This window comes from Mesorhizobium sp. M1066, from assembly GCF_040318635.1.
Classification (GTDB): Bacteria; Pseudomonadota; Alphaproteobacteria; order Rhizobiales; family Rhizobiaceae; genus Mesorhizobium.
Genome location: NZ_JAMYMR010000011.1, coordinates 43,591 through 60,118 on the forward strand (window position 1 = coordinate 43,591; position 16,528 = coordinate 60,118).

The following is a 16,528-nucleotide window of genomic DNA, read 5'->3' on the forward strand; positions in this document are numbered from 1 at the left end:
TTTCGGCTTGCGGATGAAATTAAAGCCGAATAGCGTGATCAAAGCAAGTGTGATCACAAATCATAATCAGGAGACGGCAACGATCGTCTTCGGCCAGAGGGTTTGATGAGCGAGGCAATCAAACGGCAAGGGGAAACCCGCGCGCCGGTTCTGACGGCAACAAATGTCGTCAGGCGGTTCGGTGGCCTTGTCGCGGTCAACGATGTCTCGTTTGACGTCAAGGCCGGAGAAATCCTCGGCCTGATCGGCCCCAACGGCGCCGGCAAGACAACGATGTTCGATCTGCTCGCCGGCAGCATCCTGCCAACCAGCGGCGAGATCCTTGTCAACGGCACGCCTGTCTCGGGCGAAGCCGCGCATCTGCGCATCGGCCGTGGCCTTGGCCGCACCTTCCAGATCCCGCGCCCGCTGCCCAATCTGACGTTGATCGAAAACATCATGCTGGCCGCACAGGGCCAGACCGGCGAAAAGCTGCTCGCCAACTTCGTCACGCCATGGCGCGTCGCTGCTCAGGAAAGAGCCGCCAGGGCAAAGGCGCTCGAACTGCTGCAGCTGGTCACCCTCACCCACCTCGCGCACGAGCCGGCGCGTGTGCTTTCCGGCGGCCAGCGCAAGCTGCTCGAACTCGCCCGCGTCATGATGGCCGACCCGGCGATCATCCTGCTCGACGAACCGGCGGCCGGCGTCAACGCGACGCTGCTCGAAGTCATCATCGACCGCATCCGCGACATCAATGCGCGCGGCATCACCTTCCTGCTGATCGAGCACAACATCGACATGGTGACGCGGCTCTGCCATCGCGTCCTCGTCATGGCGAGCGGCCAGCTGCTCAGCGAAGGCACGGCCGAAGAGGTCGCTCGCGACCCGCGTGTCATCGAGGCCTATCTCGGAGGCGCGGCATGAACGAGATCGTTCTCGATGTCCGCGACCTCGAAGCCGGCTACGAGCCCGGCGTGCCGATCGTGCGCGGCGCCTCGATCACCGTCGCCAAGGGCGAGATCGTCGTCGTGCTCGGCCCCAACGGCGCCGGCAAGTCGAGCTTCATCAAGGCGATCGCCGGCCTCGTCCCGATCACCGGCGGCACGGTGTTTCTGGACGGCAAGGACATCACCTCCGCACCGGCACACACCATGGTTCGGCTCGGGCTTGCCTTCGTCCCGCAGACCGAAAACATCTTCCAGCTGATGTCGGTCGAAGACAATCTCAGGGTCGCCTGCGGCATCCTCGAACGGCGCGAAATCCCCGGCCGCATCGAGGAGATGTATGCGGCCTTCCCCGACCTCGTCCGCCAGCGTCGCACCGCCGCCGGCAATTTGTCGGGCGGGCAGCGGCAGATGCTCGCAGTTGCGCGCGCACTGATCGTCCACCCCAAGGTGCTGGTGCTGGACGAGCCGTCGGCCGGCCTGTCGCCGAAATTCGTCTCGATGGTGTTCGAGATGCTGGCCGGCATCCGCAAGTCCGGCGTCACCATCCTGCTGGTCGAGCAGAATGCCAAGGCAGCGCTCGCCATCGGCGACCGCGCCTATGTGCTGGTCGAGGGCAAGGACCGACACGAGGGCGTCGCCTCCGAACTTTGGAACGATCCGGTGGTTGCCGAACTCTATCTTGGCCAACGCCCCCGTAGCGCCGACACAGGAGGTGCGGCATGAGCCTGCAATTTGTCGTCGACGGGCTGCTGACGGGTTCGATGATCGGCCTTGGCGCCATCGGCGTGACGCTCACCTATTCGATCCTGCGCTTCTCGAACTTTGCCCATGGCGACTTCATGGCCTGGGGCACCTATGCGACGCTGGCCGTCGTCAGCGCCATCGGCGCGACAGTCGGCAAGGTGGCACCGATCGCGCCGCTATCCTTCGGCTGGCCGCTGATTGTCGCACTGGTCATCGGCATGGCATTCACCGCTTTGCTGGCACTGCTGCTCGACAAGGTTCTGTTCGCGCGGCTGCGCTCGCAAGGCCAGGCCATCATCGTGGTGATGGCGAGCTTCGGCGCCTCGATGGCGCTGAGAAGCCTGCTCGAATTCACCTTCACCTCGCGGCCGACCTATTTCAGCCGGGCGATCCAGATCGCCATGCCGGTCGGCTTCGGCATCCGTATTACACCCGATCAGATCGCGCTTTTGCTGTTGACCGCCGTGCTGGTGCTCGGCGTGCATCTGTTGATGACGCGCACGCAGACCGGCCGCTCGATGCAGGCCCTGAGCCAGAACGCGGCGCTGGCCCGCATCGTCGGCATCGACGTCGCCAGCGTGGTGCGCGTCACCTGGGTCATCGGCGGGGCGCTCGCCTGCGTCGCCGGAGTGATGATCGGCATTCTGGTGCAGATCCGCCCGTTCATGGGCTTCGACATGCTGCTGCCGATGTTCGCTGCCGCCATTCTCGGCGGCATCGGCAGCATTCCTGGCGCGGTGCTCGGTGGCTTGATCATCGGGCTCGCCGAAGCCGGTGCAGTACAGCTGATCGGAGCCGAGTGGCGCGCCGCCGTCTCCTTCATCATCCTGATGGCGGTGCTGTTCGTGCGGCCTATCGGCCTATTTGGTGTGAGGGAACGCTGATGGACCTGCTCGGCTACGGCGCCTTCTTCCTGACCACCGCGCTGATCTTTTCGCTGGTCACGCTGGGGCTCAATCTGCAATGGGGGCTGACCGGCCTGTTCAATGTCGGCCTCGCCGGCTTCGTCGCCATCGGCGCCTATACCTCGGCGCTTCTGACCACACCGGACGACGCCGCGCGGCTGGGCGGCTTCGGCCTCCCGATCCTTGTCGGCTGGCTCGGCGCCATGGTCGTCGGCGGCATCGCCGCGGCGCTTACCGGCATGGCGACGCTGCGGCTGCGGTCCGACTATCTGGCGATCACCACCTTTGGCGTCGCCGTCGTCGTGCAACTGGTCGCGCTCAACGCGCAGAAGCTGACCGGCGGTCCGTTCGGCATCGGCTTCATTCCGCGCCCCTTCGGCAGCCTTGCCGAGACACCGCTGCTGTTCAACCTGTCCAACCTTGCCGTCGTCTCGGTGGTGACGCTGATCGCTTATCTCGCTTTGGAGCATCTGTCGCGCAGTCCTTGGGGACGCGTGCTGAAGGCGCTGCGCGAGGATGAGCGGGCGGCGATCTCGCTTGGCAAGAGCGCGCGTTTCTATCGCGTCCAGGCCTTTGCCGTGGGCGGCGCCATCATGGCGCTGGCCGGCGCGCTGCAGGCGCATTTCACCGGCTTCATCGCGCCGGACAATTACCTGCCGATCCTCACCTTCCAGGTGTGGGTGATGCTGATCGTCGGCGGCTCTGGCAGCAATCTCGGCGCCGTCATCGGCAGCATCCTGGTGTGGGCGATATGGGCCGGATCGGGCACGTTGACCAGCATCCTGTTCCCGCCGGAACAGCAGGCGCGCGCCGCCGCGCTGCAGATCGCCGCCATCGGCGTCATGCTCTGCGTCATCCTGCTGATCCGGCCCAACGGCCTGTTCGGCGACAGGCCGCGGCGGCCATGGTTCGGCAAGCGGGTGAAGATCGCTCAAGCCAAGAGCAGCTCCGGGTCATGAAGGCCGTGCCCCGGCAGGAAACGCATAGCGCTTCGCTCTGGCATGCCGTCAGCCGCAACCGCCGCGAGCGACCGACGCTGCAAGGCGGGCTCGATGTCGACCTGGCCATGGTCGGCGGCGGCTTTTCCGGGCTTTCAACCGCGCTGCACGCCGCGGGCAAAGGACTTTCCGTCGCCGTTCTCGAAGCCGAAATCATCGCCTGGGGTGCGACCGGCAGGAATGCCGGCTTCGTCGTGCCGAACTTCGCCAAGATGGATCCGGGCGACATATTGGCCCAGCTCGGACCTTCGCGCGGCGAAAGGCTGATCGATTTCGCCGCCGGCAGCGCCGACCTGGTTTTCCGCCTGATCCGGCAGCACGGCATCGACTGCGACGCCGTGCAGAACGGATGGATCCAGCCGGCGCATTCGCCTGCCGCCTTCGAGAAGGTCAAGTCACGTGCCGGGCAATGGGCACAGCTTGGCCGGCCGGCAGTCCCATTGGATCGGCAGGAAGTCGAAGCCCTGACGGGCGTGCCAGGCTATGTCGGCGGCTGGATGGATCGCTCCGGCGGCGTGCTCAATCCGGTCGCCTATGCGCGCGGGCTCGCCGATGCGGCGGAGAAAGCCGGCGCGAAGATCTTCGAGCAGACGCGCGTCACCTCGGTTGATCGCACAGCCGATGGCTGGATGCTGAAAACGCCGGCGGGATCGGTGCGCGCCGCAAAGGTGCTGATCGCCACCAACGCCTATGGCTGGTCCCTCAATCCGTCATTGCAGCGAACCTATTTCCCGCTCAAGGTTTTCCAGATCGCCACGGCGCCGCTGCCGCCCGAAATCCGCGCGCGCCTCTTGCCCGGCGGGCAAGGTGTCGGTGACACCAGGCGCAATCTCTTCACCTTCCGCTTCGACGCCGAAAACCGGCTGATCAGCGGCGGCATGCATATCCTTGGCGCCGGTGCGGATACGCGCGTACCGCAGACGATCTGGCGAAGGCTCGGCCGGCATCTCGATCTGCCCGATCTGCCGCCGCTTGCCTACAGCTGGTCGGGAATGGCCGCGGTCGAACCGGATTTCCTGCCGCACCTGATCGACCTTGGACCCAACCTGATCGCCGGGCGCGCCTGCAACGGCCGCGGCATCGCGATGACCACAGCGATGGGCAAGGTGCTGGCGGACTGGGCTGCTGGAACCGATGCCCGCGACCTGCCGCTGCCCTTCGCGGCGCCTGCGCCGATCCCGTTCCACGCCGTGCTGCGGCACGCGCCCAACATGCTGCTCGGCTGGAGCATGCTGCGCGACCGGCTGGACGGGAAGAGCTAGGCCGACGGCTACCTGGCAGCGTCAAGGTTTGCAGATAATACGGCGGCCGCCACGGCGATGTCCTCTTCTATGAAAGTCCGCACAGTGGGACCGCTGCGCCGCTCCAGTGCGGCGACGATCTTGCGATGCGCGTCGTTGGACTGCGGGATGTAGCGATCGGCCCGCATCAGCAGCTTGAGATAGGGCCCGACCCGCCCCCAGAGGTCGCGGATCATGTTGAGCAGGATCGGTGCGCCGGCGTGCTGGTAGATGGCGAAGTGGAACGCCTCGTTCAACGAGAGATAGGCCCTGGCGTCGCCGACCTCGATGGCACGCTGCATACCGGCGAGGGTCGCCTGGATGTCAGCCAGCCCGCTTTCGCTCATCCTGGTCGCCGCCATCTCGCCCGCCAGCCCCTCGACGGCGATGCGGATGCGAGTCAGTTCCTCGAAGGCAGGGGCAGACAGCAACGGCACGATGACCGAGCGGTTGTTCTGCATCTCGAGCAGCCGTTCGGCGACAAGTCTCTGCAGCGCCTCCCGGATCGGTGTTGTCGAGATGCCGAACGTCTCGGCGAGTTTGCGGATGACCAGCGTCTGCCCGGGGCTGAAACCACCGGAAATCAGCTCCTGCTTGAGGGCGCCATAGGCGCGGTCATTCAGGGTTTGATGTTCGAGCTTCAGCATGCGTGTTCCGCTTCGCTCACCAGTTCGACAGCGCTCGATCGAGCGTCTCGGCCAGTTGCTCCGCATTGTCCGTGGCAAACGGCAGTGGCGGCCTGATCTTCAGCACATTGCCGCGCGGACCGCATGACGAGATCAGCACGCCGTCCTCGCGCATCGCTTCGACGACCGCCGACGTCTTGGTGGCGGCCAAGGCCTCGTCGCCCTCCGCCGTCAACTCGACGCCGAAATAGAGACCGTTGTGCCTGATGTCGGCGACCGCGCCATGCCGGCTCTGCAGGGCGCGCAGCAGCTCAGCCGTATAGGCGCCGACATTGCGCGCATTCTCGATCAGTCCTTCGCCTTCGATCACCTCCAGAACGGCGAGGCCGACGGCGGCAGCGACCGGATTGCCGCCGAAGGTGTTGAAATAACCGGTGTTCGAGCCGAAGGAGGCGACAAGCTGCGGCCGCACCAGCACGGCGCCCATCGGATGCCCGTCGCCGATCGGCTTGCCCATCGTGACGATGTCCGGCTCGATGCCATAATTGGCGAAGCCCCACATGCCCTGGCCGAGCCGGCCGAAGCCAGACTGGACCTCATCGGCAATGACGATGCCGCCGGCCTTTTTTACATGGTCGGCCGCCTCGCGCATTACCCTCGCATCCGGAAAGAAGATGCCGTCGCTGGAAAAGGCCGAGTCGAGAAGGAGTGCCGCCGGCCGGACATTTCTTGCGCGCATGTCCTCAATGGCTGCGGCGACATTTTTCGCAAAATCATTCGCGGCCCGGCCATGGTCGCGGAACGTGTCCGGCGCTGTCACGGTGCGGTGCTGCGCGGGCACGCCCTTTGCCCCGACCGCCGCCGGCGACAGCTGCGCCGTCGCGATGGTGGCGCCGTGATAGGCGAAGTCGGTGATGATCACCCCGGTGCCGCCGCTGGAATGCAGGGCGATGCGGATGGCGAGGTCGTTGGCCTCGCTGCCGGTGCAGGTGAACATGGCATGGCCGAGATGGGCCGGAACGGTGCCGAGAAGTTTCTCCGCGTAGTCAAGGATGACCTCGCTGAGATAGCGTGTGTGGGTGTTGAGCGTGGCGGCCTGCGCTGACAGCGCCTCGACGACACGCGGATGGCAGTGTCCGACCGAGGCGACGTTGTTGTAGGCGTCGAGGAACTTGCGGCCCTGGGCATCGTAGAGCCACACACCGCTGCCGCGCACAAGATGGATGGGGTTGCGGTAGAAGGCGCGGTAGGTCGGCCCAAGCAGCCTGGCGCGGCGTTCAAGCAGCGCGCGCTCCGATGCAGCCGCGTCGGCATTTGAAGGATATGGCGAGGACTGGGACACGAGCATCTACTCCGGATTGGAATGGTCGAGAAAATAGCGGCGGGCATCTGTGGACGACAGACCATCAAGCTTTTCAAGCGAAGCCCAGACCTCGGTGGCGAGGCGCAGCACGTAGTCGCGTTTGGCCGGGAATCGCTCGGCCTGCCAACTGGCGATGTTGACGATGAGCGCAAGGCGGGCACGGATCAGATTGAAGAGAATGCTGATCTCTTCCTCCTCGAGCGGCTGCACGGACTGATAGCCGGCGACAAAGCGCGCGGCCGGCGCCAGCGGATGGCCTTCCGCCGGCCAGCGATAGACGGCGCCGATGGCGAGGTCGCAGATCAGCGGCGAATGGATCATGTCGCCGAAATCGAGGATGCCGCTGACGATCTCCGGCCGCGAGGCGTCCATCACCACATTGTAGGAGTTCATGTCGTTGTGGACGATCTGGGCGCGCAGTTTCGGGATGACCGGCGCCGCGTGCTGCTCGAAGGAGTCGATCGCACGCTCGACCATCGCCCGCCGGCCGGGATCGGTGATATGCGTCATCATCGGCCGCGTCTCGGCCACCTTGCGGATATCCCAAAGCAGGTCACTGCCGGCGGCCGGATGGAAGAAGCCGCGCAACCCCCGGCCAAGGCGGGCGAGGAAGATGCCGAGATTGCGATCCTGCGCCTCGGAAGTCGGCGAGCGCGACAGCAGCTGGCCAGGCAGATAGGTCATCAGCCGGATGATGCGTGGCGCCGAGCCAGCGACGCTGACCGCGAACTGCGCTTCGCCTTCAAGGCTTTTGCGCACTAAAGGAACCGGCAAGGTGGGGTCGACCGCAACGATGTGGTCGAGCGCCTTGTTCTGGAAATCGGTGAAGCCGGCCTCTTCCGCCGGATGGGAGATCTTTAGAACGAACTCACGCTCGCCGTCGGCCTGGATGTGGAAATTGTGGTCGCGTTCGCCAGGCAGCGGACGCGCGGTGCCGGTCAGCCCGTAGTGCCGGCGCAGGATGGCAAGCGCGTCGGTCGTCGAGACATGGGGCGCGTCCTCGGCGAGCGTTTCGCCGAAAGCATCGGGGACGGCTGCATTCATGGCTTGGCCTCGATAGGTTCGAGGCCGCACCAGTCGGCGATGAACAGCGCGATCGTCTGGGTGACCTTGCGCACCGAGTCGAGATCGACGGCCTCGTCATAGCCATGCGGCATGCGGCAGATCGGGCCATAGACGATCGCCGGCGTGTCGGCATAGAGGCCGAAGAAGCGTGCATCCGTCGTCGCCGAGGTGACATGTTCCGTCAGCGGCTCGCCCCAGACCGCGGTGTGGCTGCGGCGCAGCACGGCTTCCATCTCGTCGGCGCCCTCCAGCACATAGCCCTCGGCCATGAAGCCATTGTAGGTGAGGTTCGGTGGGCGATTGGCCAGGAACGGGTCGGCGCGCGCCGCATCGGCGATGCAGACCTCAAGCTCGGCCCTGGCGTCCTCGAGCTTCTGGCCGGGATAGGTAGCGACCCGCATCTCGAAGACACATCGCGCCGGAACGCTCGATGTCCATTCGCCGCCTTCGATCTTGCCGAGATTGAAGCGGATCGGGTGCGGGTGATCGTGAAAATGCCTGTCGTCGACCTTGCGCGCGTTCCAGACGATTTCGAGCTGCTTCAGCGCCTGGATGATGACAAATGCCTTTTCGATGGCATTGGCCCCGGCCGAAAATGCACCCGACGCATGCTGCGGATCGCCGTCGACCTCGACCCGGAACCAGATCGGCCCGACCTGCGCCCGCATCAGTCTCGGCTCCAGCGGTTCGGGAATGAAAGCGGCGTCGGCGCGGTAGCCACGCTGCAGGCAGGCGAGCGCGCCATTGCCGGTGCATTCTTCCTCGACCACCGACTGGAGATACACGTTCGCGGCAGGCTGATAGCCAAGGTTGCGCAATGCGGCCAGCGCATAGAGGCAGGCGGACAGGCCGGCCTTCATGTCGCCGGCGCCGCGGCCATGCATCCAGCCGTCCTGGACCACCGGATCGTAGGGATCGCGCACCCAGCGGTCGAGCGGTCCGGTCGGAACGACATCGATATGGCCGTTGAGGATCAGCGAGCGGCCGGTGGCGTTTCGCGGCGTATGCGTGGCAACGACATTGAAGGCGTCGTCATAAGAAACTGCCACGGGTGAAAAACCCGGCAGGTCGCGAATCGCATCGACATCGACGCGCCACATGTCGACGGCATAGCCGTCAGCCTCAAAGGCAGCCGCCATGAACGACTGCGCGGCGTGTTCCTCGCCACGTTGGGAGGGAAACCGCACGAGGTCTTGCAGGAACGCAACCTGCCGCACGAAGCCGTCATCGACTGCGCTCAGAATGGCCTCATCCGCAATCCGCTCAGGCATCATATTTCACTTTCTTCTGGATAGTGTATCATATCTCATATGCCATTCCTGTGAAATGCAAGAGGCATACGCGCGCCAAACTTTCAGTCCAGAGCTTGCCGTTCGATGCTGCCATGGTCTTGGGGAGTTGGCATCGGATGCAGCAAGCCGATACTGCTATCTCTGGAAGACATGACGAGGAATGCGTTGATCACCGAAGACACGATGCCCGCCGAAATCACCGATCTCGCCATTGGCTACCATCGCCTGCCGGCGGGCAAGCTTGCCAATGCGGTGACGTGGATGGAAGCGCGCGCGCCACAGCCCGGTCTCGCGCGCCCCTTGGCCATGACACGGATCACGACGCCCGACTGCGCTTCCTACCGAGCGATCTTCCTAGAGATCGGCGCGCCCTGGCTTTGGGACCGTGTTTCCGAAATGTCCGATGCCGAAATCACCGAGCATTTCGCCGACCCGCGCCAGCATCTCTACTACGGCCATGACGAGACCGGCGCGCATCTCGGTATGGTCGAATTCTTCGTCGCCGACAGCAGCGAGATCGAGATCACCTATTTTGGCCTGTTCCCGTCCCTGACCGGCAAGGGTTTCGGCAAGCGGCTGATGGCCGGGGCACTGGACCTCGCATGGCGTCTCAACCCGAGCCGCATCTGGCTGCATACAAGCAGCTTCGATCATCACAGTGTCATCGGGTTCTACAGTGCCTGCGGGTTCGTCCCCTTCGCGACCGGATTTGAGATCATCGACGATCCCCGGATCAAGGGAACCTTGCCGCGCGATGCCGCACCGCAGATTCCGCTGATCGAAACGGAGTGGAGCAATGGCGAGGGAGTCTTGCCCTCCCCGCTGAACCGGCAGGTTGCACGGACCTAGATGAGAACAGCTCCGCAATCCGTCAGCCAAGCGTCGCCGCACCATCGCCGATGGGTGCGCCGCGAGACCATCCTGTCGACGCTGGAGCGCCATATCGACACGCGGATCGTGCTGTTCGCCGCGCCCGCCGGCTTCGGCAAATCGACGACGATGGCGCAATGGGCCACGGAGGTCGCGCGCCACGGTCGGCTGACCGCATGGCTATCCTGCGAGGCAACCGACAATGACGAGGGCGCCTTCCTGTCGCATCTGGTGGGCGCGCTCCGCCATCTCGTCCAGAGCCCAGCGGAACTCGACCTCGCCTTCCAGTCCAGCCCGATCCCCCAGCTCGATGTCATGCTCGCGGCACTGGTCACGGGCCTTGCAGCGCGCGAAGCTGACATCACGCTGTTCTTCGACGACTACCACGCTGTCGAGGCGACGGCGGTGAAGCGGTTCATGGAGCGCCTGACCCGGCAGGCGCCGGCAAACGTCGCCTTCGTCATCGGCTCGCGCAGCCTGCCCGATCTGCAACTCGGCAAGCTCAGGGTGCTGGGCGACATCTTCGAAATCGGCCCCGACGATCTGCGTTTCGCCTCGTCCGAGGCCGAGGCTTTCTTCAACGAGAAGCTGGGCCTGAGCGTCAGCAGCGGCACAGTGGAGACCTTGTGCTCGCGTACCGAAGGATGGGCCGCCGGCCTGCAGCTCGCCTCGCTCTCGCTGAGTGCCGCACACGCACCCGAAAGCCTCATCGGCAATTTTACCGGCGCCAACCGCAACGTCGCCGACTTCCTGATGGGCGAAGTGTTTCTGGAGCTGCCGCCGGCAATCGCAAAATTCCTGCTCTACAGTTCGATCTTCGAACGCTTCAGCGCCGAAGCCTGCCGGGCGGTGATGCGCGCGGCGGATGCTGAGGCGGCGATTACCGAGATCGAGACGCGCAACCTGTTCCTGGTGCCGCTCGATGAAGAGCGACGCTGGTTCCGCTACCATCATCTGTTCCGCGATTTCCTCAGCCGCGAAATGGAACGGCGCGAACCGGAGATGATCGCGCCGCTGCATCTGGCGGCCGCCGAATGGTTCGGCGAACGCAAGATGCTGACCGAGGCGATCGGGCACGCGCTGGCCGCCGGCGACCAGGCACGCGCGGCGGTATTCGTCGAAAACAACGCGCTCGACCTCATCGCCCAGTGCCAGCTTCTCTACGTGCGCCAGCTGCTCGCGCTGCTGCCTAGGAAGCTGATCGACCAGCGCATCCGGCTGCAACTGGTCGTGCTGTGGCTGGCGGTGCACAGCAGCCAACCCGAGATCGCCCAGCAGACGCTGAGCAATGCGCGCAAGCTGGTCGAGACCGGACCGGCCGACGGCAGTGACCCAGGCACGATGACCGGCACAACAATCGAGGCCGAACTGGTGGTTCTCGCCGCTGCCGTCCACAGCACGCTGGAGCAGTTCGATCAGGCGCGCGACACAGCACTTGCGGCCCTGCGCGTCATCGCGCCCGATGCCTGGTTCATGGAGGGCGCTACCGCCAACGTCATCGGCTACAACCTCTATGCGCTGGGCGACCTCGAAGGTGCGCGCGCCGCAATCGATGCGGCGCGGCGGGCGCATGAGCGAAGCGGCAGCCTGCTCGGCGTCACCATCGCCAATTGCTACATGGCCGTTGTCGAGCGTTCGGCGGGGCGCTTGCCCGCCGCCGAACGGCTGCTGCGCAACGCCATCATCGAGGCCAGGGCGCGGATCGGTGCAAACTCCTATGCCGAGGCCTTGGCCGGAACGCTGCTTGCCGAACTTGCCTACGAGACCAATGCGTCGGGCGAAGCGCTGACCCTGGTCGAGAATCTCGGCCCGCAGATCGAGGGCGCGGCGGTCATCGTCTATCCCCTTGCCAGCGTGCCGACCTATGCCCGTGTGCTGCAGCTGACCGGTCGCACCGAAGCCGCACTGGACATGCTGGAGCGCGTCTATCAACGCGTGCGCGGCACGGTGTATCGCCGCCTGGCATCGATGATCATGCATGACCGCATACGTGTGCTGCTCGACCAGAACCGCAATGCCGAGGCGCGCGCGCTGCTGGCCGAGCATCGCGGCGAAGAGACCGAGACTTCGACGGTCATCACCACCGCAAACGAGTTCGAGTTCTTTGCCGAGGGCCGCTTGCTGACAGCGGAAAAATCCTATGCCGATGCAGCGGGGGTTTTCGACGCGCTTCTGGAGCGCACGAGAACCAGCGGGCGCATGCGTCGCCATATATTGGCGCTGATCCTGCGCGCCAAGGCGGCCTGCGCTGCCCACGACCAACGCGAGGCAGACCGCAATCTCCTCGATGCATTGCGCCTCGCCCAACCCTCCGGCTTCATCCGTTCCTTCGTCGACGAGGGGAGGTCCGTCGGCGAAGGGTTGATGCGGCTGCGTGCGGCCCAGGCGAAGACCGATCCCGCGCTGTCAGCCTATGCCACGCGCATCATCGATGCCGCGCAGACAATGCCTGTCGCGACACGCAAGCTGGCCGCACCAGCCGCTGAAAAGGAACAGCTTACCCAGCGCGAGGCCGAACTGCTGCGCTATCTCGCCGAGGGCATGTCCAATCGCGATATCGCCCTTGCGCTGTCGGTGAGCGAAACCACGGTGAAGTGGCATCTGAAGAACATTTTCGGCAAGCTCGCGGTGACCAACCGGGTCCAGGCCGTGCGCGCCGCGCAAGGATCCGCAGGCGTCCATACCCCTCCGAAAGGAGGGGTCTAGATAAAAGGCGCGACCCCCCTTTCGGGTCGGGCCGCATGATCGTTAGCCTGCTAGCGTCACCTGGTTTTCAGAGGACGCTGCGGATGGCGACAGGCTACGTTTTTCACGAACAGCTGATGTGGCATGACACCGGCTCCAGTGCCGACATGATGCCGCCCGGCCGTTTCGTGGAACCCGGCCGCCATCTGGAATCGCCTGGCTCGAAGCGGCGGCTGAACAATTTGATCCAGGTCAGCGGCCTGTCGCGCCATCTGGTGCCGATCATCCCCGAACCGGTCTCGGTCGAGGACCTGCTGCGCGTCCACACGCAACGTCACGTTGACGACATCAGGATGCTCAGCGAGCGCGGCTCCGGTTTCGCCGGGCCGCAGGCGCCAATCGGCCTCAACAGTTTCGACATCGCGCTGCTGTCGGCCGGCACCACCTATGCCGCGATGCGCGCCGTGCTGACAGGGCGCGTCGACAATGCCTATGCGCTGGCGCGGCCACCGGGACACCATGCCGAGCCCGACCAGGCGATGGGCAACTGCCTGTTCTCCAACATCGGTGTCGCTGTCCGCCGGCTGCAGCATGAAGGCCTGCTCGGCCGCGCCGCCGTGGTCGACTGGGACGTGCACCACGGCAACGGCACCGAGACCGTGTTCTATTCCGACCCGTCGGTGCTCACCATCTCCGTGCATCAGGGCAATCTCTACCCGAGCGGGCGGGGTGCGCTGGCCGACAACGGCAAAGATGCCGGCGAAGGCTACAACATCAACATCCCGCTGCCGGCCGGCAGCGGGACCGGCGCCTATGAAGCGACTTTCGACCGCGTCGTCGCGCCAGCGCTGCGCGCCTACAGGCCAGACCTCGTCATCGTCGCCTCCGGGTTCGACGCCTCGGGTTTCGATCCGCTCGGCCGCATGATGCTCAACAGCGAATGCTTCAGGCGCCTCGCCGCGCGCATGGTGGCGCTGGCCGCCGAAACTTCGCAAGGGCGCCTGATGATGACCCATGAAGGCGGCTACTCCGAGGGCTACGTGCCGTTCTGCGGCCACGCTGTCATCGAGACGCTTGCCAATCATCGCACCGAAGTGGTCGACCCGTTGTCGGAGCATATCGACGAATGGGCGGGGCAGGATCTGCAGCCGCATCAGGCCGCGGCGATCGATGCCGCCGAAGGCCTGCTCGCCGGCCTGCGCCAACGCCTCGCCAGTGCTGCCTGACGCGATGGATTTTCTCATCACCACGCTGCTCAATGCATTGACGCTGATCAGCATCCTGATGCTGGTCGGGCTCGGGCTGGCGATCAGTTTCGGGCTGATGAACGTGACCAATTTGGCGCATGGCGAGTTCGTCACCGTCGGCGCCTTTGCGGTTTATTTCGTCCAGAGCATGGGGGGCTCCTTCTGGTTTGGGCTCGCCGCGGCGTCCATCGCCGGCGCCGTGGTCGGCTGTATCCTCGAATTCGCCATCATCCGCCATCTCTATTCCAGGCCGGTCTCGACCGTGCTCGCCACCTGGGGCGTCAGCCTGATCCTGCAGCAAGGGCTGGAACTGACCTTTGGCCTCGGCGCCAAGCCGGTGACGCCACCGATCGAGGGCACGCTCGACCTCATCTTCACCGTCTATCCGGCCTATAGGTTGATCCTGATCGGCATCGCCATGCTGACTCTGCTCAGCGTCATCCTGCTGATGAGCCGGACGTCCTTCGGTCTCGACATCCGCACCGTCATCCAGAACCGTGAAATGGCCGAGGGCGTTGGCATCAACACCCGGCGCACCTACGCCATCGCCTTCACCTTCGGCGCGGCAATCGCCGGCCTTGCCGGCGGACTGGTCGCACCGCTGGCAATCGTGCTGCCGCAGATGGGGGTGAACTATCTCGCCAACGCCTTCTTCGTCGTCATCGTCGGTGGCGTCGGCTCGATCGGCGGCCTTGTCGCCGGCAGCGTCTTCGTCGGCGGGCTGACCAGCATCCTCAATTATCAGATTTCGCCGTCGCTGGCGCAGGCGATCGTGCTGCTGGCTGCCATCGTCGCTGTCCGTCTGCGGCCCAATGGCCTGTTCAACGGAGCGTCGCGATGATCGCCCGTGATCGCAACTGGCTGCTGATCTTTGCCGTCTGCGTGGCGCTTGCGATTCTTTATCCGTTCTTTGCCGGCGGCTATCAGCTGACGGTGATCCGCGATGCGCTGATCTTCGGCCTGTTCGCGGCGAGCCTCGACTTCTTCTGGGGCCGCACCGGAATCCTGTGTTTCGGCCACGCCGCCTTTTTCGGCATCGGCGGCTACATCATGGCGCTGGTCACGCTCAATGATGCCATCCCCTTTGGAAGCTTACTCGGCATCATGGGTGCGGTGGCGGGTGCGGCCTTCGTCGCCGCCATCATCGGCTACTTCCTGTTCTTCGGCGGTATCCGTGGCAGCTATTTCACCATCGTCACGCTGGCCATGGGCGTCATCTGCCAGCAGGCGGCGGTCTCCTGGAGCTCGGTCACCGGCGGCGACAGCGGCTTGATCGGCATCCCGCCGATCGAGTTCGACCTTGGCGGGCTGCATGTCGATCTCAGCCAGGATCTGCCCAGTTATATCTTCGTCACGGCCATCGTCGCGGTGGTTGTGCTGGCGCTGTGGTCGATCAGCCGTGGCCGCTGGGGCATGGTGCTGACCGCCATCCAGGACAATGAAATCCGGGCGGCCGCGCTCGGCCACAATGCACCGTTGCGGCTGCTTGTCACCTTCGTCCTGTCGGCGGCGATCGCCGGCCTTGCCGGCGCCCTCTATGTCTGCATGGCCGGGCTGGTGGCACCCGATCTGTCCGGGCTGCTTCTGTCGACGGAAGTTATCGTCTGGGTGGCGGTCGGCGGACGCGGCACGCTGCTTGGGCCAGTACTGGGCGCCATCTTCATTCAGCGCGCGCAGCAGACGATCAGCAGCTTCAACCCGAGCCTGTGGCCCCTTCTGCTCGGCTGTGTCTTCGTCATCATCGTCTTCGTCCTGCCGGATGGCATCCTGTCGATCTACGCGCGGCTGAAAGGCCTGTTCAAGGGCGGGAGGCGCGCGCAATGAGCGACATCCTGCTGCAGGCTGAAAATGTCGGTATCCGCTTTGGCGGACTGCAGGCGCTGGAGGCTCTGAACCTCACGGTACGAGACAAGGAACTCTGCTGCATCATCGGGCCGAACGGCGCCGGCAAAAGCACCTTCCTCAACGTGCTGACCGGCACGCTGCGTCCGACCAGCGGCAGCGTGCGCTTCCTCGGCCACGACATAGCCGGCTTGCCGCTGCACCGCATCGCCCGACTCGGCATTGCCCGCAAGTTCCAGATCCCCTCTGTCTTCCCGAGCCTCTCGGTGGAGGATAATCTCAAGGTCGCCCGCTGGGGGGCGCCCTCGCCTGTACGCCCGGTTGGCGAACTGTTGGAACTGGTCGCGCTGAGCAATCGTGCGGCAGCGCTCGCCGGCGAACTGGCGCATGGCCAGAAGCAATGGCTCGAGATCGGCATGGCGCTGGCAATCGAGCCGAGGCTTCTGTTGCTAGACGAGCCGACCGCCGGCATGACGCCGCAAGAGACGCTGGCGACGGCGCAGATGCTGCTGCGGCTTAAGGGCGAGTTCTCGATCGTTGCCGTCGAGCACGACATCCGCTTCGTGCGGGCGCTGAACTGCGAGACGTTGGTGCTGCATCAGGGACGCCGGCTGCGCAGCGGTCCTTTCCATGACATCGAGACCGACGAGATGGTCCGCGATGTCTATCTGGGGAGGCGCTGATC

The 16,528-nt window shown here is 64.9% G+C and carries 15 protein-coding genes; 11 read left to right on the forward strand and 4 right to left on the reverse strand.

From position 1 onward, the window contains the following. Positions 1–105: 105 nt before the first annotated feature. From NKH52_RS16710 to NKH52_RS16730, 5 genes are read left to right on the forward strand one after another with little or no spacing between them, the layout of a single operon-like run. A complete protein-coding gene (locus NKH52_RS16710; protein WP_352731382.1) occupies positions 106–903 on the forward strand; it encodes an ABC transporter ATP-binding protein in 798 nt (265 codons plus the stop codon). Further along, positions 900–1,649 (forward strand): branched-chain amino acid ABC transporter ATP-binding protein, encoded by a 750-nt coding sequence (locus NKH52_RS16715; RefSeq protein WP_352731385.1) that lies wholly within the window; start codon positions 900–902, stop codon positions 1,647–1,649. The genes NKH52_RS16710 and NKH52_RS16715 overlap by 4 nt, the downstream gene beginning before the upstream one ends. Continuing rightward, the gene (locus NKH52_RS16720) at positions 1,646–2,554 is read left to right on the forward strand and encodes a branched-chain amino acid ABC transporter permease (RefSeq protein WP_023808825.1); all 909 of its coding nucleotides are present in this window, start codon (positions 1,646–1,648) and stop codon (positions 2,552–2,554) included. The genes NKH52_RS16715 and NKH52_RS16720 overlap by 4 nt, the downstream gene beginning before the upstream one ends. Next, positions 2,551–3,534 (forward strand): branched-chain amino acid ABC transporter permease, encoded by a 984-nt coding sequence (locus NKH52_RS16725; protein ID WP_164780023.1) that lies wholly within the window; start codon positions 2,551–2,553, stop codon positions 3,532–3,534. The genes NKH52_RS16720 and NKH52_RS16725 overlap by 4 nt, the downstream gene beginning before the upstream one ends. After that, positions 3,531–4,835, forward strand: coding sequence for an NAD(P)/FAD-dependent oxidoreductase (locus NKH52_RS16730; protein ID WP_352731388.1), 1,305 nt, complete (start codon positions 3,531–3,533; stop codon positions 4,833–4,835). Before NKH52_RS16725 ends, NKH52_RS16730 begins: the two co-directional genes overlap by 4 nt. 8 nt (positions 4,836–4,843) lie before the next feature. On the opposite strand, the gene NKH52_RS16735 is transcribed toward NKH52_RS16730, so the two are convergent. Genes NKH52_RS16735 through NKH52_RS16750 form a run of 4 tightly spaced genes read right to left on the reverse strand, consistent with a single transcriptional unit; the run spans position 4,844 to position 9,178 of the window. Beyond that, a complete protein-coding gene (locus NKH52_RS16735; protein ID WP_352967405.1) occupies positions 4,844–5,500 on the reverse strand; it encodes a GntR family transcriptional regulator in 657 nt (218 codons plus the stop codon). Between the two features lie 16 nt (positions 5,501–5,516). Further along, positions 5,517–6,827, reverse strand: a complete 1,311-nt coding sequence (locus NKH52_RS16740; RefSeq protein WP_352731393.1) for an aspartate aminotransferase family protein — start codon at positions 6,825–6,827, stop codon at positions 5,517–5,519. Then, a complete protein-coding gene (locus NKH52_RS16745) occupies positions 6,828–7,886 on the reverse strand; it encodes a phosphotransferase (protein ID WP_352731395.1) in 1,059 nt (352 codons plus the stop codon). After that, positions 7,883–9,178 carry an ArgE/DapE family deacylase gene (locus NKH52_RS16750; RefSeq protein ID WP_352731398.1) on the reverse strand — a complete coding sequence of 432 codons (1,296 nt, stop codon included), beginning with the start codon at positions 9,176–9,178 and terminating at the stop codon, positions 7,883–7,885. The genes NKH52_RS16745 and NKH52_RS16750 overlap by 4 nt, the downstream gene beginning before the upstream one ends. Before the next feature lie 171 nt (positions 9,179–9,349). On the opposite strand from NKH52_RS16750, the gene NKH52_RS16755 reads away from it, so the two are divergent. The 6 genes from NKH52_RS16755 to NKH52_RS16780 all read left to right on the forward strand — a co-directional run bounded on the left by NKH52_RS16755 (position 9,350) and on the right by NKH52_RS16780 (position 16,526). Next, positions 9,350–10,048 (forward strand): GNAT family N-acetyltransferase, encoded by a 699-nt coding sequence (locus NKH52_RS16755; protein WP_352731400.1) that lies wholly within the window; start codon positions 9,350–9,352, stop codon positions 10,046–10,048. Further along, a complete protein-coding gene (locus NKH52_RS16760; protein ID WP_352731403.1) occupies positions 10,049–12,775 on the forward strand; it encodes a winged helix-turn-helix domain-containing protein in 2,727 nt (908 codons plus the stop codon). It begins immediately after the preceding gene. 83 nt (positions 12,776–12,858) lie between these two features. After that, on the forward strand, positions 12,859–13,980 hold the full coding sequence (locus NKH52_RS16765; protein WP_352731405.1) for a histone deacetylase-like amidohydrolase: 1,122 nt from the start codon (positions 12,859–12,861) through the stop codon (positions 13,978–13,980). Beyond that, the gene (gene urtB / locus NKH52_RS16770) at positions 13,925–14,842 is read left to right on the forward strand and encodes an urea ABC transporter permease subunit UrtB (protein WP_352731408.1); all 918 of its coding nucleotides are present in this window, start codon (positions 13,925–13,927) and stop codon (positions 14,840–14,842) included. The genes NKH52_RS16765 and urtB overlap by 56 nt, the downstream gene beginning before the upstream one ends. Then, positions 14,839–15,825: a branched-chain amino acid ABC transporter permease gene (locus NKH52_RS16775; RefSeq protein WP_352731410.1), complete on the forward strand. Its 987-nt coding sequence runs from the start codon at positions 14,839–14,841 to the stop codon at positions 15,823–15,825. Before urtB ends, NKH52_RS16775 begins: the two co-directional genes overlap by 4 nt. Next, a complete protein-coding gene (locus tag NKH52_RS16780) occupies positions 15,822–16,526 on the forward strand; it encodes an ATP-binding cassette domain-containing protein (RefSeq protein WP_352731413.1) in 705 nt (234 codons plus the stop codon). Before NKH52_RS16775 ends, NKH52_RS16780 begins: the two co-directional genes overlap by 4 nt. Positions 16,527–16,528 lie beyond the last annotated feature (2 nt).